General features: G+C 62.6%; 23 protein-coding genes and 2 pseudogenes. 11 read left to right on the forward strand and 14 right to left on the reverse strand.

Annotated features, from left to right (window positions below; genetic code table 11):
• Both LQV16_RS17740 and LQV16_RS17745 read right to left on the reverse strand, forming a co-directional pair.
• Positions 1 to 242 (reverse strand): annotated as a pseudogene (locus LQV16_RS17740) (hypothetical protein); the annotation flags it as partial.
• Between the two features lie 75 nt (positions 243 to 317).
• Positions 318 to 1379: an LCP family protein gene (locus LQV16_RS17745; protein ID WP_229995213.1), complete on the reverse strand. Its 1062-nt coding sequence runs from the start codon at positions 1377 to 1379 to the stop codon at positions 318 to 320.
• A gap of 428 nt (positions 1380 to 1807) precedes the next feature.
• On the opposite strand from LQV16_RS17745, the gene LQV16_RS17750 reads away from it, so the two are divergent.
• Complete coding sequence (locus LQV16_RS17750; RefSeq protein ID WP_229995214.1) at positions 1808 to 2143, forward strand: hypothetical protein; 336 nt, start codon at positions 1808 to 1810, stop codon at positions 2141 to 2143.
• 86 nt (positions 2144 to 2229) lie between these two features.
• Here the strand turns inward: LQV16_RS17750 and arfB are convergent, their stop codons facing one another.
• Both arfB and LQV16_RS17760 read right to left on the reverse strand, forming a co-directional pair.
• Positions 2230 to 2652 carry an alternative ribosome rescue aminoacyl-tRNA hydrolase ArfB gene (arfB, locus tag LQV16_RS17755; protein ID WP_229995215.1) on the reverse strand — a complete coding sequence of 141 codons (423 nt, stop codon included), beginning with the start codon at positions 2650 to 2652 and terminating at the stop codon, positions 2230 to 2232.
• 95 nt (positions 2653 to 2747) lie between these two features.
• Entirely contained in the window at positions 2748 to 3350 is a 603-nt protein-coding gene (locus tag LQV16_RS17760) for a low molecular weight phosphatase family protein (protein WP_229995216.1), read from the reverse strand.
• A gap of 238 nt (positions 3351 to 3588) precedes the next feature.
• On the opposite strand from LQV16_RS17760, the gene LQV16_RS17765 reads away from it, so the two are divergent.
• From LQV16_RS17765 to LQV16_RS17775, 3 genes are all read left to right on the forward strand, one after another.
• Entirely contained in the window at positions 3589 to 4158 is a 570-nt protein-coding gene (locus LQV16_RS17765) for a hypothetical protein (protein WP_229995217.1), read from the forward strand.
• A gap of 457 nt (positions 4159 to 4615) precedes the next feature.
• Complete coding sequence (locus tag LQV16_RS17770) at positions 4616 to 5584, forward strand: hypothetical protein (RefSeq protein ID WP_229995218.1); 969 nt, start codon at positions 4616 to 4618, stop codon at positions 5582 to 5584.
• 93 nt (positions 5585 to 5677) lie between these two features.
• Positions 5678 to 7138, forward strand: coding sequence for a polysaccharide biosynthesis tyrosine autokinase (locus LQV16_RS17775; protein ID WP_229995219.1), 1461 nt, complete (start codon positions 5678 to 5680; stop codon positions 7136 to 7138).
• A 73-nt stretch (positions 7139 to 7211) separates the two neighbouring features.
• Here LQV16_RS17775 and lepB read toward each other — a convergent pair whose 3' ends face one another.
• Positions 7212 to 7925, reverse strand: a complete 714-nt coding sequence (gene lepB, locus LQV16_RS17780; RefSeq protein ID WP_229995220.1) for a signal peptidase I — start codon at positions 7923 to 7925, stop codon at positions 7212 to 7214.
• 159 nt (positions 7926 to 8084) lie between these two features.
• On the opposite strand from lepB, the gene paaA reads away from it, so the two are divergent.
• From paaA to galU, 7 genes are read left to right on the forward strand one after another with little or no spacing between them, the layout of a single operon-like run.
• Positions 8085 to 9116, forward strand: coding sequence for a 1,2-phenylacetyl-CoA epoxidase subunit PaaA (gene paaA / locus LQV16_RS17785; protein ID WP_229995221.1), 1032 nt, complete (start codon positions 8085 to 8087; stop codon positions 9114 to 9116).
• Positions 9113 to 9415, forward strand: a complete 303-nt coding sequence (paaB, locus tag LQV16_RS17790; RefSeq protein WP_229995222.1) for a 1,2-phenylacetyl-CoA epoxidase subunit PaaB — start codon at positions 9113 to 9115, stop codon at positions 9413 to 9415. Before paaA ends, paaB begins: the two co-directional genes overlap by 4 nt.
• On the forward strand, positions 9412 to 10347 hold the full coding sequence (gene paaC / locus LQV16_RS17795) for a 1,2-phenylacetyl-CoA epoxidase subunit PaaC (protein ID WP_229995223.1): 936 nt from the start codon (positions 9412 to 9414) through the stop codon (positions 10345 to 10347). Before paaB ends, paaC begins: the two co-directional genes overlap by 4 nt.
• An 11-nt stretch (positions 10348 to 10358) precedes the next feature.
• A complete protein-coding gene (gene paaD / locus LQV16_RS17800; protein ID WP_229995233.1) occupies positions 10359 to 10913 on the forward strand; it encodes a 1,2-phenylacetyl-CoA epoxidase subunit PaaD in 555 nt (184 codons plus the stop codon).
• 15 nt (positions 10914 to 10928) lie between these two features.
• Positions 10929 to 12155, forward strand: a complete 1227-nt coding sequence (paaE, locus tag LQV16_RS17805; protein WP_229995224.1) for a 1,2-phenylacetyl-CoA epoxidase subunit PaaE — start codon at positions 10929 to 10931, stop codon at positions 12153 to 12155.
• 41 nt (positions 12156 to 12196) lie between these two features.
• Positions 12197 to 12976, forward strand: coding sequence for an enoyl-CoA hydratase/isomerase family protein (locus LQV16_RS17810; RefSeq protein WP_229995225.1), 780 nt, complete (start codon positions 12197 to 12199; stop codon positions 12974 to 12976).
• A gap of 58 nt (positions 12977 to 13034) precedes the next feature.
• The gene (gene galU / locus LQV16_RS17815; protein WP_229995226.1) at positions 13035 to 13925 is read left to right on the forward strand and encodes a UTP--glucose-1-phosphate uridylyltransferase GalU; all 891 of its coding nucleotides are present in this window, start codon (positions 13035 to 13037) and stop codon (positions 13923 to 13925) included.
• Between the two features lie 9 nt (positions 13926 to 13934).
• Here the strand turns inward: galU and LQV16_RS17820 are convergent, their stop codons facing one another.
• From LQV16_RS17820 to LQV16_RS17865, 9 genes and pseudogenes are all read right to left on the reverse strand, one after another.
• Positions 13935 to 14411: a VanZ family protein gene (locus LQV16_RS17820; RefSeq protein WP_290369391.1), complete on the reverse strand. Its 477-nt coding sequence runs from the start codon at positions 14409 to 14411 to the stop codon at positions 13935 to 13937.
• A gap of 295 nt (positions 14412 to 14706) precedes the next feature.
• Entirely contained in the window at positions 14707 to 15309 is a 603-nt protein-coding gene (locus LQV16_RS17825) for an LPXTG cell wall anchor domain-containing protein (RefSeq protein WP_229995228.1), read from the reverse strand.
• Between the two features lie 167 nt (positions 15310 to 15476).
• Positions 15477 to 17231 carry a DUF4012 domain-containing protein gene (locus tag LQV16_RS17830; protein WP_229995229.1) on the reverse strand — a complete coding sequence of 585 codons (1755 nt, stop codon included), beginning with the start codon at positions 17229 to 17231 and terminating at the stop codon, positions 15477 to 15479.
• 235 nt (positions 17232 to 17466) lie between these two features.
• Complete coding sequence (locus LQV16_RS17835) at positions 17467 to 18936, reverse strand: sugar transferase (protein WP_229995230.1); 1470 nt, start codon at positions 18934 to 18936, stop codon at positions 17467 to 17469.
• 26 nt (positions 18937 to 18962) lie between these two features.
• A complete protein-coding gene (locus LQV16_RS17840) occupies positions 18963 to 19937 on the reverse strand; it encodes a GDP-L-fucose synthase (protein ID WP_229995231.1) in 975 nt (324 codons plus the stop codon).
• On the reverse strand, positions 19937 to 20965 hold the full coding sequence (gmd, locus tag LQV16_RS17845) for a GDP-mannose 4,6-dehydratase (protein ID WP_229995232.1): 1029 nt from the start codon (positions 20963 to 20965) through the stop codon (positions 19937 to 19939). The genes LQV16_RS17840 and gmd overlap by 1 nt, the downstream gene beginning before the upstream one ends.
• Before the next feature lie 34 nt (positions 20966 to 20999).
• The gene (locus LQV16_RS23585; protein ID WP_290369392.1) at positions 21000 to 22244 is read right to left on the reverse strand and encodes a glycosyltransferase family 4 protein; all 1245 of its coding nucleotides are present in this window, start codon (positions 22242 to 22244) and stop codon (positions 21000 to 21002) included.
• Between the two features lie 883 nt (positions 22245 to 23127).
• Positions 23128 to 23614: pseudogene (locus tag LQV16_RS17860) on the reverse strand (integrase core domain-containing protein); the annotation flags it as partial.
• A gap of 23 nt (positions 23615 to 23637) precedes the next feature.
• Positions 23638 to 23772 (reverse strand): transposase (locus LQV16_RS17865; protein ID WP_229995055.1); only part of this gene is annotated, 135 nt, incomplete at its 5' end.

Here is a 23772-nt window from a genome sequence, read left to right on the forward strand (position 1 = left end):
GGGCTGGGAGTGGGTGCGGGGCCGGGTGCCGTCGCGGGCGCGGCTGCCGGTGCGGCGGTTCCCGCCGGCGCCGGGTCCGCGGACCGCGGCCGGGAGAAAACGTACGCCGAAGCCGCAACGGCCACGGCGAGCGCGACCAGCGCCCCCAGGAGCAGAATGATCCGACGACGACGGCCTGCCGCGGGGGACGGGGGAGGGGACGCCGCGGAAGCCGCGGCTGCTGGCTCCGGAGCATTCCCCATGAACGGACGCTACCACTGCGGCCCGCCGCGGACTATGGGTCCAAGGGCCTCCCCTGGCGCCTCACTTGACGGGGCTCAGTTCCCGTTCTCGAACTCGTTCGCCGCAACGTACTCGCCCAGGGTGCCCGAGGCCATCGCCCCGGAGATGTCGTTGATGGCGTTCGGGTCGGCCAGCACGATCGACTGGCCGTCCGTGGACGTTCCCACGCCGCCGGTCGGCAGCGTAAACATGACGGTATTCTGCGCCCGGATGTCCCTGAGTTCGAGCCCCAGCCCGGCCACGGCTCCGGAATCAAACGACTTGTCCACCGTGACGAACGGCGAGACGGCGCCCACCATGTTGTTGATCGTGATCGGGTTGCTCAGCGTCTGGCCGGCGGTCGATTTCTTGATGATGGCCCGCAGGAACTCCTGCTGATTGCGGACCCGCTGGTAGTCGCCGTCGGCGTAGGCGTGGCGTTCGCGCACGAAGGCCAGGGCTTCGGCTCCATTGAACGTGTGCTGGCCCGGGGCGAAGGATTGGCCCTTCAGATCGTTCGAGGTGAACGGCAGGTTGAGGTTTACGGTCACCCCGCCCAGCGCGTCCGTGAGGCCCTTGAAGCCCTCGAAGTCGATCATCGCCACGTGATCGATGCGCTGCTGGAAGATCGACTCGACGGTCTGCACCATCAGGGGCGTACCGCCAAGGGCCAGCGCCGAGTTGATCTTCGCCTCGCCGTGCCCGGGGATGTCCACCCAGAGGTCGCGCATGATGGACATTGTGTAGATGTTCTTGCGGTCCGCCGGGATATGCATGAGCATCAGCGTGTCCGCGCGCTGGTCTGTGGGCGTGGCGCCCGCGTTATCAGACTCGGCGGCGCCGCGGCTGTCGCTGCCCATCACCAGGATGTTCATCGAGGTGTCCGTCTTCTTCGGGCGCGTGGACTCGTCCGGGAAGGCCTGCTCTATCTTGCTGCTACCGGAGTCGAAGGTCCGTGCGAGGTTAAAGAGGTAGCCGCCAGCCACCACCGCGACGAGCGCCAGCACCACGCCGACGGCGATCAGCACCTTCCGGCCTCGGCGTTTCTTCACGGGGCGCCGCCGCTCGCGGAAGTCCGCCCCGCGGGCGTCGTCTGGGCTGTCGAAGGGGTGTGTCATGTGTTCCTCTAAGTCGGCCGGGCCCGGTGCCCGGATTCTGGCTGCCAGTACTCTGGCGGGCCACGCCGGAGTACTGCGGGGCGCGAAACGCAGAGTGGACTGGCTGGCCGGCGCTGGCTCGTCCTGCATCCGGTGATGCAGTTCCTCGCCGCGGCGGTAAGGGGGGCCACGATGTCGCTCTCCGGTGCGTTCTAGGCTGGTGCCAAGTGCCGGATGGTCTCCGTGGGGCCTCCTCTACAGTACACCGTGCCCGCAGATCAACACTTTTTCGCCAACAAGCCGGCACATAACGCGCGGTTTCCCCGATATGAAGCGCACTGTTGCCTACATCACACTCCCTGCCTAGGCTGGGTTGCGGTCGCAGCGTCGCGGCCAAACCGGTCGCAGCGTCGCGGCCAAGCGGTACATGCACGAACAGGGGAATCGTTTTGAACCACAAACTCCGGGTCCTTGTCAGGCTCGACCTCGATTGCGGTCAGGCAGAAGTAGCAGCGCAGGGGCATGTGACGGCGAGGAGCCTTCAGGCCCTGTACGTGGTGGTCAAGCGGGCAAACCACCTGAGGGAAGGACTCCACTTGGTGGTGGATGTCAGCCACGCCGTGGTGGAACCGGCGGCCCTCGAACAGCTCCGGGAGTGCTCAGCCTCCCACCACCTCCCGGCCACCATTGATCCGCTGCAGTCAGAATGCCAGCTCAGCATCGTGGCGCCGGCGGAAAGGGCCGCGGTTCCGGTTCCCCGGGTCCGAAGGCTGGCGGCGGCCTAGTATCCAGCTGCGCCGAGTTTGCCTATGGAGCAGGTTTCCATCTACACGCTCCTGCTGCCCGGCGGCTGAATGTCGGCTGGAGGGCACTACTCGGCGGACGGCCGTTGTCGTTGCCGTTTCGTCGCCGCCCGCTGCTCCTTTGCGGCGAGGCGCCGACGGTTCGAGCCCCGGGTGGGTTTGGTGGCCCGGCGGCGAGCAGCTTCAGGAGCGAGGCCCTCTGCGACGAGGTCGGAGAGCTTGGCCAGCGCGATCTCACGGTTGCGCAGCTGAGAGCGCCGCTCGGAGGCGGTCACGGTAATCACCCCGGCGATGAGACGTTGTCCGAGACGGCTGAGGAGCATCAGCCGTTGGCCGTCCGAGAGCGCCGCCGAGCCGGCGACGTTCCACGAGAGTTCGACGCGGCTGTCCGAGGTGTTGACGTGTTGACCGCCTGGCCCGGACGAACGCGAGAATCGCCACCCGAGTTCCGACGCTGGAATCGTGAGCGCGGGCGACACCTCCAGATCCATGCAACTAGCCTTGCACGAAATGGGCGCCGGCGCGGAGATGGCCGCGGTTCCCCGGGCTCGAATGCTGGCTGCCTAGCTGCAAGTACTGGCCTGGCTCAGCTATGGTGGCGTGCGAACCGCAGAATGGCGAGGATGGCCGGGGCGAGCTCGTCCTCCATCTGGTCGTAGAACTCCTGCCCGCGCCGGTAGGGATCCACGACGTCGTTGTCGGAGGCGTCCGGGGCCAGCGCTAGGTGACGCACTGACGCCGCCCTGCCCGGGAGTTCCCGCCAAAAGGCAGGAATGTCGCCGGGAGAAGAGGGCGCGGGAGCGTCCGCGTCGCGCTGTTCAAGGACCTTCAGCATCCGGGCAAACTCGCGGATAGTAAAGGTCCGCTTCAGCAACGAGGCATCCATTTGCATCACCTCGCCGCGGTGTTTGGCGGTCATCGCCAACACCAGATCGGACTCCCTGAGGATCTTTTGCGTCAGTTGGCGGGCCGCGAAGCCGTCCGGCGTTCCGCCAAACGTCCTGATGATGTCCGCAGAGCTCGGCTGGATCGGATCGCCCACCATGGCCCGCGTGCCTGCGCTTCGCACCACAAAGGCGCCAGGTTGCACCTGGTCCAGGCCCGCCTGAAGCAGGCGCTCGGCCACCGGTGAGCGGCAGATGTTGCCGGTGCAGACCGTGAGGATCCGGACGGGGCGAGGCGTATCCAAGGTTTGTCCAACTTCCGTTAGCGAGACTCTTACCGGCGGCATGGTTTCCGAGTCTATCCGCGACGGGCCATTCAGATCTCCGGGAGGAGATAGTGGCGAATTCTGTCGTTCTTGAAAATAAAGCATCTTGATATTGAAGATTCATGCTTTTCTGCGTACAGTCGACCAAGGATGCCGAAACGCTCGGCAGGAGCTGGCCCGACTGGGTTCTCCGCCGCACTAGAACTTGGGGTAGTAGATGTCGGAGATCAAGAGCCTGGCCGCACCGAAGGCGAGTTTCGACCGCCGTTCCGTTGTGAAGGGCGCCGCATGGAGCGTGCCTGTCATCGCGGCAGCAATTGCAGCCCCGGCCGCTGCGGCGTCGCACCACACCGGGATCGTAGCCATGGCACTCGGGGCCTCCGATGCCATGACTTACTCGGGTGCCAAGCCCAAGAATGGAACCGCGCCGATTGCCTTCATGATCAGCAATTCAACCCATGCGGACGTCGAAGGCGAAGCAACCATAACGGTGAAGATCACTCGGGCTGCGAACACAACGGGAATTCGTCTCGTGAATTTTGGGGGCACTCCTGTGACAATGCCCGCCTACACTTCGAACGCGGTGTCCACGACGTTCTCGCACAAGTACAAAGTGAAGGCAGGAGCTACGGAAACTTTGTCGATGGGTTACTCCCAGGACGCAAGCGGAAACAGTGGCACCGCTGGGACGTACACCATGATGCTGGATGCCGAGCTATCATCCCCGGTCTTGAAATCCACCGGCAATCAGCGGACGCTGACGCTGACGACACTCCCCAAGAACTAGTCCCATTTCCGCTCGCCATGCCGGACCCGCGATACGCTCGGCATTAGGGCAGTGATGCCAATGCCGGAAAACTTATAGGGGAGCTATGTCGGAATGGGTCTGGCGGCGCGCCCCTCGTGTCGGAAGTTGGATCGGAAGCGACCCGCACTATCGCAATGCTTCGCGTCGGCATGGACCAGCCCGGAGTGCCGAAGTGTCCAGCGGCGACCGTGCGGTTCCGGGGCGGTGCAACAGCTTGGGTAGCGCCAGGGACTTGAATATTGACGTTTTGGGCACCAACTTCACGGTTTGTTGGGGTCCCGCATCGACCCCTGCACAACGTCAAGCAATGGCCAAGGCTTGGAGCCGGTGCCTCAGCGACTCCGGGCCTCGCACAGCTCAACCGGCCGAGCCCGCAACTCCAGGACTCCTTTACACCGCATCCGTCTACTTTGAATCCACTAAACCCGGTGTCGGGGTGAAGCATCTCGGCGCGGACACGTTCGAGGGCTTGGCTGAAGCTGTGACCTCGGAAGTTACCCTCGCTGCGATCCTCGAACGTGCCGGCGAGCTGACTATGCTCCATGCCTGCGGTGTCGCTGACCCCGACGGCGCCGTCATTGCCCTCGTGGCAAAGTCCGGCACGGGCAAGACAACAGCCTCCTCGCAGCTTGCCCAATCGTTCGGTTATATCACCGACGAGACCGTCGCAATCCGGGCTGATGGGACGGTTCTGCCCTACCCAAAACCGCTGTCCGTGAAGCAGGTAATGCCCGGCGCAGCCAAGCTACAGGTGGGCCCGGACGAACTGGGTCTGCACGTTGCGCCGGACAATCCCCGCATCGCGGCGATCGCCCTGCTCGACAGGGTTGCCGGTGGGGACCACCAGCTACCCGTCATCGAGCCGGTCCCTCTGGTCGAGGCAGTGCTGGCACTCATTCCGGACACCTCCTCACAGGCTGCCGTGTTCCAGCCGCTTCAGTCGCTCTGCCGGCTGATTGACAGCGTGGGTGGAGTTTTCCGTGTCAGCTATTCCGAAGCAGTTGACCTGACGGACAGCTTGGCTCCGCTCTTTGTCGCAGAGTCGGTCAATCCGGCGGAAGTCGCCGTGGCGTGGACTCCCGCCCTGGTGGAGCGGGATGCGGGGCCAGCAGTTCACCAGGCAGGCAAAAAGAATGCAGAACCGATTCCAGCAGGCTGGCTGCAACGGACCGATGCCGTTGATGCAGTGGAGATCGGCGAGGATTTGCTGGTCCTGACGGAAGCCGAACTCACCAGGCTCAGCGGCATCGGACCCATCATCTGGCAGTCAGCCCGGCGCCCTGTCTCGATGCAGACTTTGGCGAGCCGGATCGAAGCCGTGCATGGACTGCCCGACGGCTATGAAGCCTTGCTGGATGAGGCTGTTGATGGACTGGTCGGCCGGGGATTACTCCTGCGCGGTTAGCGCTGCTAATAAGCACACCAACGCGGTCGCCGTACCGTAAAGTAACTTTTCGTGTGGGTCGTTGGGGCCGGACACGGGGGAGAGGACCAACGAGTGACTGGTTTTGATACGGCCGAGAACAACGGGCAGACACCGGCGGGGCTTGCGCTGGAGGACTACCTGCGTATCGCCCGGGCCCGGTGGAAGGGCATCCTGGCTTTCACCCTGGCCTTGACCGTGCTCGCCTTCTGCTGGACCCTCCTGCAGCCGAAGATTTACGCCGCGCAGTCCACGGGGATCGTGGTGGCAGGCGGCTCGGATAACCTCAGCCTTTCGCTCATGAGCGAGAACCTGGCCCAGACAAAAGCCGCCAAGTACGAGTCAGTGGCCAAGTCTAGGCTCGTGGCCGAGCGTGTCGTCACGTCGCTTGGCCTCGCAACATCGGCGGACGCCCTTCTGGGGTCCGTGTCCGTGGCCGTGCCGAAGGAAAGCGCCCAGCTTGCCGTCACCGCGACGTCCACTGACCCCGCAATGGCCCAGCGGGTCGCGGATGCCTGGGTTAAGGGCCTGGCCGAGCAAGTCAAGGAATTGGAAAGTATCCAAGCAGTGGAAGGCTCGGACGTCGTCCCCGTTCCGGTCATCCGTGTGGTTCCGTTGGGCGAGGCAACCCTGCCGACCGCCCCCACTTCCCCCAACGTAAAGCTGGCGCTTGGCATCGGAGCTCTGGCCGGGCTGGCCCTCGGCCTTGTCTACGCCATGCTTCGCCACCGTCTGGACCGTAGGCTCCGCAGCGCCACTGCGATCGAACGCCGGTTCGGAGTGCCCGTGCTGGGCACGCTCCCGGTGGACCACCGTCTGGATGGGAAAAGTACCGTGCTGGACGACGGGTTCAGTCCGGCCGCATCGGGCGAAGGTTCCCATGCCATTACCGAGGCCCTGAGGGAGCTCCGGACGAATCTTCAGTACGTCGACGTCGACAATCCCCCGCGGATCATTGTGGTGACCAGTTCGGTTCCGGCTGAGGGGAAGTCGACCGTGACGGCTAACCTGGCGGTCACCATGGCAGCCGCCGGCGAGAACGTTGTAGTCGTCGACGGCGACCTGCGTCGGCCCACCTTGGTGGATGTGTTCAACCTGATCGCCGGAGTCGGTGTAACCGACGTCCTGAGCGGCCATGCCGAGCTGGAAGACGTGCTGCAGGAATGGAGCGCGATGCCAAATCTGCGGGTGCTCGGGTCCGGTCGGATCCCGCCGAACCCCAGTGAGCTGTTGAGCTCCCATGCCATGAAGGCGTTGCTCAAGACCCTCGCACAGGACGCCATTGTGCTGGTTGACGCCCCGCCGCTGCTCCCCGTGACAGACGCCGCCGTTCTCACCCGCATTGCCGACGGAGCAATCGTTGTCGTCAGGTCTGGAAAGACTACCGATGAAGAGCTTGGCAAATCCCTCGGCAACCTCGGGCGGGTGAACGCCAACGTCCTGGGCACGATTCTCAACCGTGTGCCCACCACCGGTGCCGGCTCGTACAGGTACTACACCTCGTATCAATCTGTTGAACCGGCGGCCGCGAGGTAGCACTGACGCGCGGTAGCAATGAAAATATCCCCTGGGAGCAACAGCTCCGAGGGGATTTCATTTTCCTGAAAAGTCAGCCCACTCCGCCGGCGCGGTCCAGGGGCCAGAATCTCGCCGCCACCTGACCGACGACGGCCGAGGACTTGATCGTCCTCATGCAGTCACCAGCCACAGCAGTCAGGCTCCGGCAGGCGATGGCGGAATCAACCGAGACTGAACGGTGGTCACCCAGCACCACGAGCTCGCCCTCGGGGACCGTGAACGCCGGAACACACCTGAGCGAACGGGGAGCGGTCTGGCAGTCGATGCTGCCTGCCTCAAACGGCAGATCTTCGAAAATATAGGGCTCGTCGAGGGGCTGGCCGTCGATGCGCAGGTTGCCATCCTGTCCGCAGCAGCTAATGGATTGGCCGCCAGTCGCAATCACCCGCTTTACCAGGAATTGCTCGTTGGAGGCCCCGATCCCTGTCACGTCTCCGAAGGAACGGGCAAGCCCGGCGATCCCGCCGCCGTGGGCGGCCGCCGATTCCGACTGCCAGCTTTCCGGCCGGGTGAACACAACGATGTCGCCGGAGTGCGGTTCTGAGCCGGTGTAGGCAAGCCTGTTGACCAGGATTCTGTCGCCGTCGCCCGCAGAGCCCTGCAACGTCGGCTCCATTGACCCGGACGGTATCCGGTAGGCCTTCACCAGGAACCCCTGGACCAGGGCGACGGCCACCAGGGCAATCAGCATGTTCAGGGCCACAGAGGCCCAGAGGGGGAGCTTTTTGCCGGCAGCGATCTTCACGAGTTCAAGCTATCACCGGCAATCCGGGCTCATGACGCCGGCGCTTGAGCGCGGTCCGGACATTCTTTAGGAACCCCCGTCCTTGACGCATCTCGAGCCTTCCGCATATCCTGAACGAACGGTCGGTAATTATTTATCGGAAATTCACGAGGAGCAACCATGGCATCGCAGACCCTGCAGTCAGTGCCCGCCGAGCCATCGCCGGTACGGCATGAACAGAGCCCCGAGGACGCGGCCCGGCTCGACGCCGAGGGCCAGGCCTACTTCGACAAGGTCATGGCCGAAGATTCCCGGATCGAGCCGCGGGACTGGATGCCGCCGGCTTACCGGAAAACGCTCCTGCGCCAGATCTCCCAGCATGCCCACTCGGAGATCATCGGCATGCAGCCGGAGGCCAACTGGATCTCCCGCGCCCCGAGCTTGAAGCGCAAGGCCATCCTCATGGCCAAGGTCCAGGACGAGGCCGGCCACGGACTCTACCTCTACTCCGCCGCCGAAACCCTCGGCCAGCCGCGTGATCAGATGATGCAGGACCTGATGGACGGCAAGGCCAAGTACTCCTCCATCTTCAACTATCCGGCCCGCACGTGGGCAGACATGGGTGCCATCGGCTGGATGGTCGACGGCGCCGCGATCGCCAACCAGGTGCCGCTCTGCCGCGCATCCTTCGGCCCCTACGGCCGGGCCATGGTGCGGGTCTGCAAGGAAGAGTCCTTCCACCAGCGCCAGGGCTTCGAGATCCTGCTGGAACTCTCCCACGGCACCCCCGAACAGAAGCAGATGGCGCAGGACGCGGTGAACCGCTGGTACGCCCCGGCCCTTATGATGTTCGGCCCCCCGGATGACGACTCGCCCAACTCCAAGCAGTCCATGGCCTGGAACATCAAGCGATTCAGCAATGACGAACTCCGCAACCGGTTTGTCGGCATGATGATGGAGCAGGTCAAGGTCCTGGAGCTCACCCTCCCGGACAAGGACATCCGTTTCAATGAGGAAACCAAGAAGTGGGAGCACGGGCCCTTGGACTGGGACGAGTTCCACGAAGTTCTGAAGGGCCGCGGCCCCTGCAACGCCCAGCGCCTGGAACGGCGCCGCGAGGCACACCAGAACGGCGCGTGGGTGCGCGAAGCCGCGGCGGCTTATGCCGACAAACAGCGCCGTAAGCAAGCAGAAAAGGTATCAGCAGCATGACAACCGAACCCCAAGCAGGAAACGTCTGGCCCATCTGGGAAGTATTCGTCCGCTCCAGCCGAGGCCTGTCCCACGTCCACGCAGGATCCCTGCACGCACCCGACGCGGCCATGGCCCTGCGCAACGCCCGTGACCTCTACACCCGCCGCAACGAAGGGGTGTCCATCTGGGTGGTCCCGGCCGAGGCCATCGCCTCGAGCGATCCGGACGCCAAGGGCTCGTTCTTCGAGTCGCCCCAGGGCAAGGATTACCGGCACGCAACGTACTACACCAAGAGCGAGGGCGTGAAGCACCTGTGAGCACCACACCTGAAACGGCGGCAGAAACCGGCGGCCACGGCGACATCTCCGTCGGCGTCCAGGGCGCCAGCGGCAGTGGCGAGGCCACGGCCAGCGCCACCCGCATCACCCCCGGCAACGCCCTCCGCCCGGAGGACATCGCCCTGGCCGTGAGCCGCGGCACCGCCAAGCCGAGCGAGGACGTTGCAGAGTTCGCCCTGCGACTGGGCGATGACGCCCTGGTCCTCGCCCAGCGCCTGGGCCACTGGATTTCCCGCGCCCCGGAGCTCGAAGAAGACATCGCCCTCGGCAACATCGCCCTGGACCAGTTGGGCCACGCCCGCTCCTTCCTCAGCTACGCCGGCGGCGCTCTCGGAGAGGACGGAACAGCCCGCAGCGAGGACGACCTCGCCTATTTCCGCAGCGAGCCCGAGTTCCGTTCCGTCGAGATCTTCGAACTCCCGAATGGCGACTTTGCCGTCACCATCGCCCGCCAGTTCGTCGTCAGCTACTACCAGTTCGAGCTGTACAGCCGGCTGACGCAGTCCACCGACGCAACGCTGGCCGGCATCGCCGCCAAGGCCGTCAAGGAAGTGGACTACCACCGCGACCACAGCGCCCAGTGGGTGCTGCGCCTGGCCCAGGGCACGGACGAGTCCCGCGAAAAGATGATCCACGGCTTCAAAGTCATCTGGCCCTACGTGGACGAGCTGTTCCGCGACGACGAGCTCACCGCCCGCCTCAGCGAAGCAGGTGCCGCCGTCGAACCCTCCAGCCTCCGCGCCAACTTCGACCGGCTCACCGGCGAGGTCCTGGCCGAAGCGGAGCTCGAGGTCCCCAATGTGCAGCCAACACCCGGCGGCGGCCGCAAGGGTCTGCACTCCGAACACCTCGGCTACCTCCTCGCCGAAATGCAGGTGCTCGCCCGCGAGTACCCCGGGGCCAGCTGGTAACCACCATGGACATGTACGTCAGCCACCCCACGGCCGCAGACGGCCGCCCGGCGGAGCAGAAGACCCCCGAGCAAAAGGCCTGGGACCTCGCTGCCACCGTCTGCGACCCGGAAATCCCGGTCCTCACCATCGAGGACCTCGGGATCCTGCGCAACGTCCAGCTCTACGACGACGGCGGCATGGTCCCGGCCGTGCAGGTCACCATCACGCCGACGTACTCCGGCTGCCCGGCCATGGACGCCATCCGCGACGACCTTAAAGCGGCCTTCAACCGCGAAGGCTACCCCAGCGTCAACGTGGAACTTGTCCTCTCCCCGGCCTGGACCACCGATTGGATGAGCGAGGACGGCAAGGCGAAGCTGGAGCAGTACGGGATCGCCCCGCCGTCGGGCCACTCGGCGGCCGTCCGGCACGCCGGCCCGGTCCGGCTCGCGCTCGCCGTTAAGTGTCCCCAGTGCTCATCGCTCAACACCAAAGAACTCACCCGCTTCGGTTCCACTTCCTGCAAGGCCCTCTACGTGTGCCAGGACTGCAAGGAACCGTTCGACTACTTCAAAGTCTTGTAAGGAACAGGTGCCTCCATGAAGGTTGTCCGCCAGAGCGCCGCGGAGTCGGCCACAGCCACCGGCCGCCGTCGTGCGTCCTTCCACACCCTGACGGTGGACGAGGTCCGCCGTCTCACCGACGACGCCATCGAAGTGACGTTCGGGGTCCCGGCCGAGCTCGCCGGAGCGTTCGACTACCTGCCGGGCCAGTACGTCGCGCTGCGCACCACCCTGCCCGACGCGGACGGCCAGCCGCACGAGATCCGCCGCAGCTACTCGATCTGCGCCGAGCCGCGCAGCCTCGCGGACGGCAGCAGTGAAATCCGGGTGGCCATCAAGAAGGACCTCGGGGGCCTGTTCTCCACGTGGGCCAACGCCGAACTCAAGGCTGGCGACGTCCTGGACGTCATGAGCCCCATGGGTGCCTTTATCTCCAAGCACGGCCGCGACGGCAAGTCCGTGGAGCAGAACGTCATGAACTCCATGAACCACCCGGAGGAGTTGGCGGGGGAGCCCGGCTCGTTCGTCGCGATCGCCGCAGGCTCCGGCATCACTCCCGTGATCGCCATTGCCCGCACCTTGCTGGCGGCCCATCCGGAGACCCGCTTCGATCTCATCTACGCCAACAAGGCCGCCATGGACGTGATGTTCCTCGAAGAACTCGCGGACCTGAAGGACAAGTACCCGTCCCGGCTGGCGCTGCACCACGTGCTCTCGCGTGAACAGCGGATCGCGCCGCTGCTCAGCGGCAGGATCGACGCCGAGAAGCTGCAGGCGCTGCTGGGCACCGCCATCCACGCTGACGACGTCGACGAATGGTTCCTCTGCGGCCCGTTCGAACTCGTCCAGCTGTGCCGGGACACTCTCGCCGCGCGCGGCGTCACCCCGGAGCACGTCCGCTTCGAACTGTTCACTTCCGGCAAGCCGGACCGCCCCGAGGGCAACATTGGCCGGCCGGTGATCGCGGACGAATCCAAGGAGACCTACAAGATCACGTTCAAGCTGGACGGCCTGCAGGGCGAAGTGGCGAGCCCCACCCACGCCCGTGAATCCATCCTCAACGCCGCCCTCCGGGTCCGCCCCGACGTGCCGTTCGCCTGCGCCGGCGGCGTCTGCGGCACCTGCCGGGCCAAGGTGGTCAGCGGCAATGTCACTATGGACGAGAACTACGCCCTGGAGCAGGACGAGCTCGACAAGGGCTATGTCCTGACCTGCCAGTCCCACCCCACCACCCCGGAAGTCACGGTCGACTTCGACGTCTAGGGTTTTTCGACTACTAGGCCTTTTCGAATCCAAGGAGCCCCATGATTTCCCTGTCCATCGCCGCCGGCGTCGCCGAGGTCGTACTCGACGCCCCGCACAAGCTGAACTCCCTCGACGAGCAGGCACTCGCGGATTTGTCCCAGGCGTACGATCGCGCCGCTGACGCCGCCGCCCGCGGCGAGGTCCGGGCACTGCTGCTGCGCGGCGAGGGCCGCGCTTTCTGCGCCGGCCGTGACATCGCCGGCGTCACCCCGGAGAGCGACGACGCGCAGGCCTACCTGGGCGGGCTCGTCCAGCCGTTGCTCAAGAAAATGAGCGCCTTCCCCGCCCCCACGTTCGCCGCGGCCCAGGGCGCCTGCCTCGGCGTGGGGCTGGGCCTGCTGCTGGCCACGGACGTGGTCTACGTGGCGGAAAATGCCAAGTTCGGCTCACCGTTCGCCAAGCTCGGCGCCACCCTCGACTCCGGCGGGCACTGGTATTTCACCGAGCGCCTTGGCATGCACCGGACCCTGGACCTGATCTACACCGCCGAGCTCATGAGCGGCGCCGACGCCGTGGCGCAGGGCCTGTTCAGCCGGGCCATGCCCGCAGCGGAACTGCTGGAGAACACCCGGGCCATCGTGGCCGGCGTTGCTACCGGCGCGACGGGCGCGTTCAGGGCCAGCAAGGAGCTCGTGGCGCACATCCGGGACCAGCGGCTGGGGCTGTGGGAGGCCATGGAAGAGGAAAACGCAGAGCAGGCACGGCTGTGCAAGAGCGAGGACTACGCAGAGGGCTTCCGCGCCTTCCAGGAGAAGCGCAGCCCGGTTTTCAAAGGCTGACAGGCGGCCCGGCGGGTCCAGATTGCCACTTTGCTCCATTGATTTGTAAGGTGCAGCTATGACTTTGGGGAAATCAATAAGAAAAGCCGTCTTTCCTGCTGCCGGATTGGGCACACGCTTCCTGCCCGCCACCAAGGCAATGCCGAAGGAAATGCTGCCGGTGGTTGACCAGCCGGCCATCCAGTATGTGGTGGAAGAGGCCGTCAAGGCGGGCCTGACCGACTTGCTGATGATCACCGGCCGCCAGAAGCGGGCGCTGGAGGACCACTTTGACCGCGCCCCGGCACTGGAACGGACCCTGGAGCTCAAGGGCGATCTGGACCGCTTGGAGGCCATACAGCACGCCTCCAACCTGGGGCCCCTGCACTACGTCCGCCAGGGCGATCCGAAGGGCTTGGGCCACGCTGTCCTGTGTGCCCGCCAGCACGTGGGAAACGAGCCCTTTGCAGTCCTTCTGGGCGATGACCTGATCGACGAGCGCGACGAGCTGCTCAGCACTATGATCGACGTCCAGGCCAGGACTGGCGGTTCGGTGATCGCCTTGATCGAAGTGGATCCCTCCCAGATCAGCGCCTACGGCTGTGCCGACATCTCCGCCGTGGAAGGCGAAGACTACTTCCGCGTGAACCGCCTCGTTGAAAAGCCCGCCGTGGAGGACGCTCCGTCCAACCTTGCCGTGATCGGGAGGTACGTGCTTCACCCCGAGGTCTTCGACGTTCTGGAGGAAACGGAGCCGGGCCGCGGCGGGGAGATCCAGCTGACGGATGCCCTCCAAACCCTGGCCGTGTCCGACTGCGAGGGTGGCGGTGTTTACGGCGTTGTGTTCCGCGGGCGCCGGTACGACACGGGGGACAAGCTCAGCTACTTGAAGGCGGTAATTTCCATCGCCTCAGAGCGTGTGGAATTCGGTGAAGAGCTGAAGACATGGTTGAAGGAATTCGTTAACTAGGCGGCACGCCTAAACGCGAGACTTCGGCAGGCCCGGCGCTGACAGGCGCTGGGCCTGTTGGTCTCTTAGGGCTTTGACCGCGGCAGCTGCCATCAAGGTTCCTGCCGCGCAGCCTGCAGTGTTGGTAATAACGTCCAGCGGGCTTGCGAAGCGGCTGCTGAGGAACAACAACTGGCCGAGTTCCATACACGCGGAAACCAGCAGCCCCAGGGCCGCGTTCTGCCACCATTTCTTGCGCGGAAATGCAAAATTGGCCGCGATACCCACAGGGACGAAAAGCACCACGTTTGCAGAGGCCTCCACGAACGCGTAGTTGACCCAGCCAGGAATTCCATACGCATGGAGCAAAAGCAGGGCCCCGGCAATTTCGCCCTGGACGGGCCGGTCCACGGGGCTGGGCCAAAACCCGATAAGTGCCAGCAGGATAAATGCGCCGCCCAGGACTCCTTGCCAGAGCCGGGGGCGCAGCAGCGTCCTCAAGCGCACCCTAGGAGGTCTTCAGGACGGCCAAAGCGGCTGTTCCCAAGGCGGCTGCCGCCAGGAGTGCTAAAAGGATGTAGGGGAGTGCCTGACGCGGTGGCAGCGGTATGGAAAAGTGCGGCTGCCCTCGTCTTCTTCTTGTGCGCCAATGTCTCCCCATAAATTCAGGTGTCCCCATGGCTCTAGTAAATACCACAACGGGCCATGAGAAGCCCTATGACGTGTTAACGCGAGTGGTGGTGGGGTTCATCGGTTTCCCGATGAACCCCACCACCATCTTTAGTGCGTGTTGTCTTGAAGCCTAGGCTGCAAACTCTGCCTTGGCGCGGCGGCGAACCACCACAACAGAGGTCACGCCAGCTGCCAATGCACCTGCGCCAACCAAGGACCAGATCATGAGGTTGGAGTCAGCGCCGGTGTTGGCCAGTCCGCTTGTAGACGTGGAGGTCGTGGTGGTCGTGGAGGCCGGCGCCACTGCGGCGCCTTCCACGGTGATGCTCGACGTAGCGGTGACGCCAGACTCCAAACCGGTCGCGGTGATGGTGTATACGCCCGGCTCGGTGATGCTGAGCGCGAGGGCGAAGGCGCCACTGGCATCTGCTTTAGCGGAGAACTGCTGCGGTGCCAGCGGCAGCGTGATCTTGCCGGTAACGCTCATTCCGCGGCCGTTGACGCTGGCGCCCGTCGATGCAGGCTTGGTCCCGGGCGTGACCTTGATGACCAGGCCTTCGCCGGCTTTAAAGCCCTTGCCGCGGAAGACGAAGTCAGCGCCCGGGCCAACAACGCCGTCAGAAACGGCGGCGTTTGCGGGCGGTGCCGGGTACTTATCCGCTGCGACTGCCGGAAATGCGCCGATTAGGGCGATGGAGCCTGCGAGCGCGATTGTTGCAAGTGTTTTTTTCATGTGTCCCCCTGAGACCGTAAATTCGTGTGTCACGCAATGTGGAGACTTCCGGCCTCCCGAGCGGCCGCGGATTGAAATCTCATTTGATAAGCCCATGCAGAGACTAGCATCTAAAACGAGTGTGACCAAAGTGAATCAAGTCGCTTTACATACCGTTAACTTGGCACTTACTTCCCAGCCCCGCACACGGCATTCTCGGTGGCCAGGATTACGTCCTTGACAGGCTGGACCGTGGGCGTGACAACCACGTTCGGTTCCGCATGCTGGACGATTTTTCCGAAGGTCAGGTCTACCGTGCTGCTCTGACCGGGGGCCAGGGTGACGGTGACGGTTCCCACGGGTCTATCGGCGTGGCGGTGGGCGGCGAAGTCGGTCTTCGTGCCGTCCACGGTGGCTGTTTCCACGTTGGCCTGGACTGGACCGTAGGCAATCACATTGGTCTGGACTGTCCCGGCCGGCACGCCGTAACTCTCTCCACCAGTGACGTACACAGGGAGCGACGTTGCTGCGTCGTCTGGGGCCGTATTGGTGCTCGTGATGCGTACCTTGATCTGCCCGTAGTCGTCACCGGAACATTCCTTTACGAGCTGAACAGTCCGCTTGACGTAGTAGTCCATTTTGGCGCCCGTGCCGTCGTTGAAGTAGACGCCGAACTGTGCGGGGGCAACGCTCTTGCCTGCAATGGATCCGCTGAGCGGATAGTTCGTGATGATGGCTTGTTCCGCGGCCGTGCCTGACCATACGAGGACCCGTCCTTCCGCCGCGCCGCGGGTGATGCCTTTGATCAAGCCCTTGGCTTCACCTTTGCCGCTAGCGAGGGCTCCAAAGATTTCCTTGGCGACTCCGGCAAAATAGGCATCCTGAATGTCAGGGCGTTCGATCTTCGAGTAGACGTCTGAGACGAGCGTCTGAACAACGTTCTTACCTGTCATCTCGCTCGGGAAGCCGCTCTTGGCTGTAGCAGCCAGCCCGGGGGCAGTGATCCGTACAGGGCCGGTTGCATTCAGGATATAACCCAGTGCCACGGGGTCCAAGGAGAGGACACCGTCCGTGTGCTGCCCGGTCTTTCTTTCCCACATGGCTTGGGCAGTGGCTGCCGCAGTGGGGAAGTCCGGGGTGAGATTGACGTCGTGCATGTACTCACCCAACCGTGCCGAGTAGATTTGCGCCTGCTCAGGGTCCACAGGGACAACGGGGAAGAAGACGCCGAGCCCTGAGGCACTGCCTTGGGCGCCGAGCGTCAGCTTGCCGTGATCGAATGTCAAGACCGCCAGGGCCCCCGGAATCCCTCCGGAGGCCCGGGCTTCGGCGTTGTTCTGGATCATGAGCAGATAGTTCCGCTGGCCGTCGGCCCCCAACATTCCGGGAGCAATCGCGGCAGCATTGGCCGCTGCATCCAATGCGCCGGTTATGTTCTCCAACTGCTCTCGGGCTAGTGCCAGAGGTTCGGCCACCTGAGGGAGCAAGCCGTTTGCGTCGATACCATTGAGCCGCTCGGATGAAGCCCGTACCGCGTGCGCGGCGGAAGAAACGCTGGGGGAAGCCAGTCGTAGGGGTTCAAGGTTGGTACCTGTACTGCTCGGCAGCAGGCTGTCCCAGTTGAGGGTGTCGAAAACGGACACCAGCGGGTCGACGCCCAGTGCAGCCACATCGTCCGCCGAGCGTGTGACTTCAGTGATGGCGCCGAAGTTTGGACCCAACCACGGAATTGCAGAGGCCAAAGTCCACAGCGGGTCGTCGCTTGCTTCGCGGGCTGCCGCTGTGTGCGCGCGAAGCTGAGCAGCAGCGGCGAGCGCTTCTGGCGGCTTGTTGCTGGCAATGCTGTCCTTGAGAACTGAGACGACTTGGGCAGTGGCTTCGAGCTCGGACTTGATGATTGTGGCCCTCGAGCCAAGCCAGACCGAGGCAGCGATGGCGAGCACCCCCGCCGCTGCCAGCGAAAGTGAAACGATAATCCACCGCCGTCGATGCTTAGAGGCCTCAGGCCGTGCTTCCTTCCCCGATACGGGCCGCTCTGCCGGATTGCTCGGCTCGGTGGTTCTCTGGGCCTCCATCATCTGCTGTTGGCATCCGGAACGACGACAGTTCCACGCATTTTGTTGCCTTTCCCAAAAAGATTGGCGGCTTGTTGCCGCGGAACATGACTCCTCGCACGAATCAGACGGCGCCGGTACTTGCGAATACTGCCTTGAAAGTCTTGAAGAGTATTACCACATCGCCCATGAGTGACCAGTTCTCGACGTAGTAGAGATCGAGTCGGATGCTCTCCTCCCAGCTGAGGTTGGAGCGGCCACTGACTTGCCATAGTCCGCTCATCCCCGGACTCACATACAGCCGGCGGTGCGCGGCATCGTCGTAGAGTGCAACCTCGCCCTCGCGCTGGGGTCGTGGACCAACCAGGCTCATGCTTCCGCCGAGTACGTTGAGTAGCTGGGGAAGTTCGTCAAGCGAATACTTTCGCAATACGCGGCCAACTGGCGTTATTCGGGGGTCATTCTCAATTTTGAACAACGGGGTATCGCTTGACCCCTGAGCTTCGAGGAGCGCCTGCAGTTCCGCGTCCGCGTTGACCTTCATGGAACGGAACTTCAACATATTGAAGGTCGTCCCCCGCAGGCCGATACGCTCCTGGCGATAGAAAACTGGGCCGGGATCGGTGAACCTGACCAAGAGCGCGAGGCCGAGGAATAGCGGGGAGAGAAACGCTACCAATAGTCCGGCGACCGCGATGTCGAAGGCTCGCTTGGCCACCTTCTTGCCGCCGGTCAATTTGGGCGTGGAGACGTGAATCAATGGCAGCCCGGCTACCGGCTGCGTGTGGATGCGTGGTCCGGCCACGTCTGTCAGCGCAGGGGCAAGGATCATGCCTATGTCCCGTGCGGCCAATTCCCAACCCAATCTGCGGAGGTCTTTTGGGTGAAGATTCACACCAGCAGACACTGCAACTGCATCCACTTGAGTCTCAATGATAATGGCGAGAATGGAGTCGAAATCTGACTGCACACCCGTCACTGGTATGGAGGACCCCGGCACGTTGGTGGCATTCCCGGGCGCCCCGGGGAGATGCGCAGCCACGGGCAGGTATCCAGCCGAAGGTACACTATTGAGCGAGCGCACTAGATGGGCAACCGAATACGGGCCACCAATAATTAGCACCCGGGCACTGCTCTTGCCGACTTTTCGTTCAAGGCTCAAGTGCTGCCGAACGAACCACCTTGAGGCTAGCAGGGCGAGTGCGCCAGCCGGGAAGGCCAGCCCGACAAACCCTCGAGCGGTGTCTATGCGCACGGCATATGAGATGACTGCCAAAGCGCCAAAGAGCCAAGCGGAGCTTGCAATAACTCTTTTGTACTCTTCTGAGCCTGAGCCCAAAATACGGGCCTCCCTTGAGCCCCAGAAGCCCAACATGAGCCACCAAGCAAGCACCAAAATTGCTGCCAAGATGAGATAGCCAAGGTCTTGAGTGGTGTCAGAGCCAATGTCGGAGAAGCCAAACCGAACCACGTATGCCCCTGCGACTGCCCAGAGCACAACTCCGGCATCGAGAACTTTCAGGCGTCTGGAATACTTAGAACGCCAATCGTCGAGCGACGTCGCGTTAGGCTCGACCCTCTCTTTGGTTGTCACTTGCAATCCCCCGAACAAGGCGTGATTTACGATCTGATCTGGTCGAAATTCGCGCGGTACCACTCTACCGTGCTCTTGACTCCGTCGTTGAGACTGATTCTTGCTGTCCACCCGGCATCAGAGAGCCTTGAAACATCGAGCAACTTTTGCGGGGTGCCATCAGGCTTGGTGGTGTCCCAAGTCATTTGCCCGTCGTAACCGACGGCCTCGGCCACGATTGACGCCAGTTCCTTGATCGATATGTCGGCACCCGTTCCCACATTCACCTGACCAGCGCCGTCGTAGTTTTCCAACAGGTGCAAACACGCTGCCGCCATGTCATCGACGTGCAAGAACTCGCGTCGGGGCGATCCCGTGCCCCAATTGGTGACCGTGGTATTTCCGTTTATCACGGCGTCGTCATAGCGCCGGATCAGGGCTGGAAGTACGTGAGAACCTTCCCTGGAGAAATTGTCGCCCGGCCCGTATAGGTTGGTAGGCATTGCGGAGATCCATGGAAGACCGTACTGACGGCGAATCGCTTGGATGTGCATGATTCCGGCAATCTTCGCGATTGCGTAGGCGTCGTTGGTCGGCTCGAGATGTCCGGTGAGTAGCGAGTCCTCTCGGATCGGCTGCTCGGCGAACTTGGGATAGATGCATGAAGATCCAAGGAAGAGGAGCCTCTCGACACCATGCTCCCGCGCTGCGTCAAGAACATTTAGTTGGATGCGGAGGTTGTCGCTGAGGAAGTCCACCGGGTAGGTGTTGTTGGCCAGGATGCCCCCCACCTTGGCTGCCGCCAGGACAACGTAACGAGGCTTGGTTTCGGCAAAGAACCGGAACACTGCGTCGCGGTCTTTCAAGTCGAGTTCCGTGGACGAGCGTCCCACGAGGTTAGTGAAGCCCTCAGCTTCAAGGTTGCGCCAGACTGCGGAACCAACAAGTCCCCGGTGCCCGGCAACGTAGAAAGACGAGGCTCTGTCGATCTTGCCAGGAATGAAATCGAGGCTGGCGGTCATCAGTTCTTCCAGCTGTCGAGATTGACGCTGTCGATCCAGTGATTGCCGGCGTGCTTCAGCGCCTGGATGTCGGCATCGACCATGATTCTGGCGAGTTCCGGTGTGTGAACTGAGGCCTTCCAGCCGAGCTTATCCTGGGCCTTTGAGGCATCCCCTACCAAAGCATCAACTTCGGTGGGACGCAGGTAACGCTCATCGAAGCGAACGTGGTTTTCCCAGTTGAGGCCGGCATGCTCGAAGGAGATCTGGAGGAAGTCTCTGACGGTGTAGTTTCCGCCGGTGGCCAGGACAAAGTCGTCTGGCTCGTCAGCCTGCAGCATGCGCCACATGCCTTCGACGTACTCGGCGGCGTAGCCCCAGTCGCGAACGGCGTCCAAGTTGCCCATGTAGAGCAGATCTTGCTTGCCGGCCTTAATGGCGGCCACCGCCCGGGTGATCTTGCGTGTAACGAAGGTCTCACCGCGCCGGGGAGACTCGTGGTTGAAGAGGATCCCGTTGACTGCATACATTCCGTACGCTTCACGGTAATTCTTGGTGATCCAGTAGCTGTAGACCTTTGCGGCGCCGTAGGGGGACCGCGGATAGAACGGAGTGTCCTCGTTCTGCGGGGGAGGAGTGGCGCCGAACATCTCGGAGGAAGACGCCTGGTAAAACTTGGTCTCAATGCCCGACATACGGACCGCCTCGAGCAACCGAATGGTTCCGACTCCCGTGGTGTCAGCAGTGTGCTCCGGTTCGTCGAATGACACTCGAACATGTGACTGGGCCGCCAAGTTGTAGACCTCGTCCGGCTTGATCTCCGCGAGCAGGGTGACAAGTCGCGCGCCGTCACTCAGGTCCCCGTAGTGCAAGAAGAGCCGGGCTTTCGGGTCATGGGGATCGACATACAAGTGGTCTACTCGAGCCGTATTGAAAGTCGAAGCTCGACGTATGAGCCCGTGAACTTCGTAGCCTTTGCTGAGCAAAAGCTCAGCAAGATACGAACCATCCTGCCCAGTGATTCCCGTAATTAGTGCGCGCTTGGTCAAGATGCCCCCATGATGCGAATAAGAACCGCACAGACTACCAACTGCGCGATGATGCTAGGTTTGCTACGAAGTCATCATACTGGTTAATGCTTGTTGCCTCGGCCAATGTGTCCAGCCTGAAACGCAAGCCCTGGAGGCCCAGATTGCGAGCGTGTGCGTGGTCGTCAGCCAAGGCCTCGGCAGAATCCACAAGCGCGTAGGGATCTCCAGCTGGCACTCGAATGCCTCCACCGGAAGCTTCCACCTCTACTGAAGTGACACTTCCTTCATCGGTCGCGGCAATGACCGGAACTCCAGCATTGAAATACGAAGTTAATTTGCTTGGCACTGACATGTCGCGGACGCCGGGAAGTTCGTTCACCAGAAGGGCATCGGCAGCTGTCAACGCTAGCTGGAATTCTTCGTCCGGCAGCGAATCGACGAACGAAAGCTTGATCAGGCCTTCAGCAGCGGCCTCGAGAGTCGAACGTTGATGACCATCGCCCATCAAAACAAACCTGACGTTGCTACCCTTCTGTTCCGCGACGAGTGCTGCGTTTACAACGTTTTCCAGTCCCTGCTTCATGCCCATGTTTCCCGCATGCAGCACTACAAAGTCGTCCGGCCCCCACCCCATCCGCCTTCGAAAGCTCTTTTGGCCTTCAGACGGAGCAGCCGGTAGGTGAGTCCAATTTCTAATGACGACGACAGATGATGTCTCAAGGTTGAGGACATCCACGAGGTACTGTCGGAATCGATCATGAATGGCGACAACCCCATTGGCCGAACGCAATACGGCACTTTCGAAATAAGTTAGAAGCTTTGCAGTCAGCCCACCAGGCGCCGAAGTTTCTACGATGCCGCGGCTGTAGAGGTCTTGGACCCAGATCCCAACCGATGGGCGACGGTATCCGATCTTCGCTCGAAGTACGCCGAACGCCGTCGAGAACAGAGCAGGACTCACAAATATCACGACGTCTGGCCTGTTCCACGTCGTGAAAAGGAGCCGAAACCCAAAGCTAATCTCCATGTGGAGGCGGGCTAGACCCGTGGGCTTAGTGGGGATGTGGTGTCGAAGCCGAGTCACGGAGACCCCATTGATAGTCTCCTTTGAAGCCCAGCCGCGATAGTCATCGTGGCGTCGCCAGGCGGGGTAGTGAGGGTAGCCTGTAATCACTGTCACCGAATGGCCTTGCCGTATCAGGCCCTCCGCTAGGCCAGTAGTATAGGGCGCGTTCCCGGACGGTTCCGGGGAGTAGTGGAGCCCGATGATGGTTACACGTAGCTGTCGTTGGTTCACAGTTGTAAGACTAGTTCCTGTCCATCTTATGAATGCATTGGGGGAGCCTTGGAAGGTCAGAATCCCGGTTGGACGCAGAGCCTTGGCGATGACGTGCCCGTCATCGACCTATCAAGAGCGCCGGGGGAGCGCGCGGCATGGGACAGACCAAAATGGATCGTTTATGTTTGGGCCGTGGCGGAACTTCTATTCGTGACGAATCCATGGCAGATCAGCTCTGGACTAAGAGTCGGCGTGCTCCGCATGTTCGGGGCTTCCATCGGAGTCGACGTCATTTTTCGCCCTCGAACTAGAGTCAAGTTTCCCTGGAAGCTCCATATTGGCGATCGAAGCTGGATCGGAGAAGGAGTTTGGTTCCATAACCAGAACCACGTGTATATTGGGCACGACTGCGTTATCTCTCAGGAGACCCTCATAACGACAGGTAGTCATGCCCACCGGCGAGACATGTCGCTGATCACAGACCAAGTCTTGATAAGTGACGGAGTTTGGGTCACTTCACGGTGCATTGTCCTCGGCGGATCTGTCATTGGACGTTCGGCACTGATCACTCCAGGCACCGTCGTCTCTGGTGCAATATCAGCAAACAAGATGGTCGGTCAAGCTCGACCCCGGATAATAGGCGACCGGTTCAAAATCAATTAGACGTCGAGGTGGCCGGTCGTTTCGCTTCGGCACTGGTCATCGCCATGGCGGTGTCGTCGCGGGTGCGGATACGCCATTTGGCGATAGAGGAGACCAGTGAGTCGGTCAATGGACGACAAACGTCGATGGCTGGGAGCCTCTATCACTGGTACCCGTTAGTAGTCCAGTGCCAAGACGACAGCTAAAATGGTATTACTGCGTTACGGTGCCCGGTACCGGTGGCCCGGCCGTGCAGCAGCTAGCTGTAATTCCCACGGACCTTGTGAACGCGGCTAATTGGGGTGCTGCCTCCGATGCCGGTATGGGTCCTGAGGTGATTGTAGTGGTGCAGCCAGCCGGGGGTAGGTGGCAGCGCGTTCGGCCTCTGAAAGGTACGGGCCGGCGTAGGCCCATTCGGTGGCGAGGGTGCGGTTGAAGCGTTCGACTTTGCCGTTGGTCTGGGGCCGGTACGTGCGGGTCCAATGGTGTTTCACGTGCGGTCCCAGGGCCGCGGCAAAGGCCCGGGAGCGGTAGCAGAATCCGTTGTCGGTCAGCACGGCCTTGACGCTGATACCGTGGGCGGCCAAGAAACCGACGGCGCGCAGCCAGAAGGCGGCGGCTGTTTCCTTCGTCTCGTCGTTGAGGATTTCCGAGTACGCCAGACGCGAGTGGTCATCGACGGCGTGGTGCAGGTAGGCATACCCGGTCCCTATCCGGCGGTTTCGTCGTCCCTTGGCGGCTCTTCCACTTTTGGCGTGGCGGCAGGTGTTCAGCATTCTTGTTGGGCTGCCGTGTACAACAATAGCCGGAGCCTGTAATGGTCATGATTCCGGTATCCGCGGGCGGCTCGTTTGAGGTTCTTGGCGCTGAGGTTCGCCGCTTCGCTGCGCGCGTTCGTGACCCT

This window comes from Arthrobacter sp. Bi26 (genome assembly GCF_918697925.1).
In the GTDB taxonomy this organism is placed as follows: domain Bacteria; phylum Actinomycetota; class Actinomycetes; order Actinomycetales; family Micrococcaceae; genus Arthrobacter.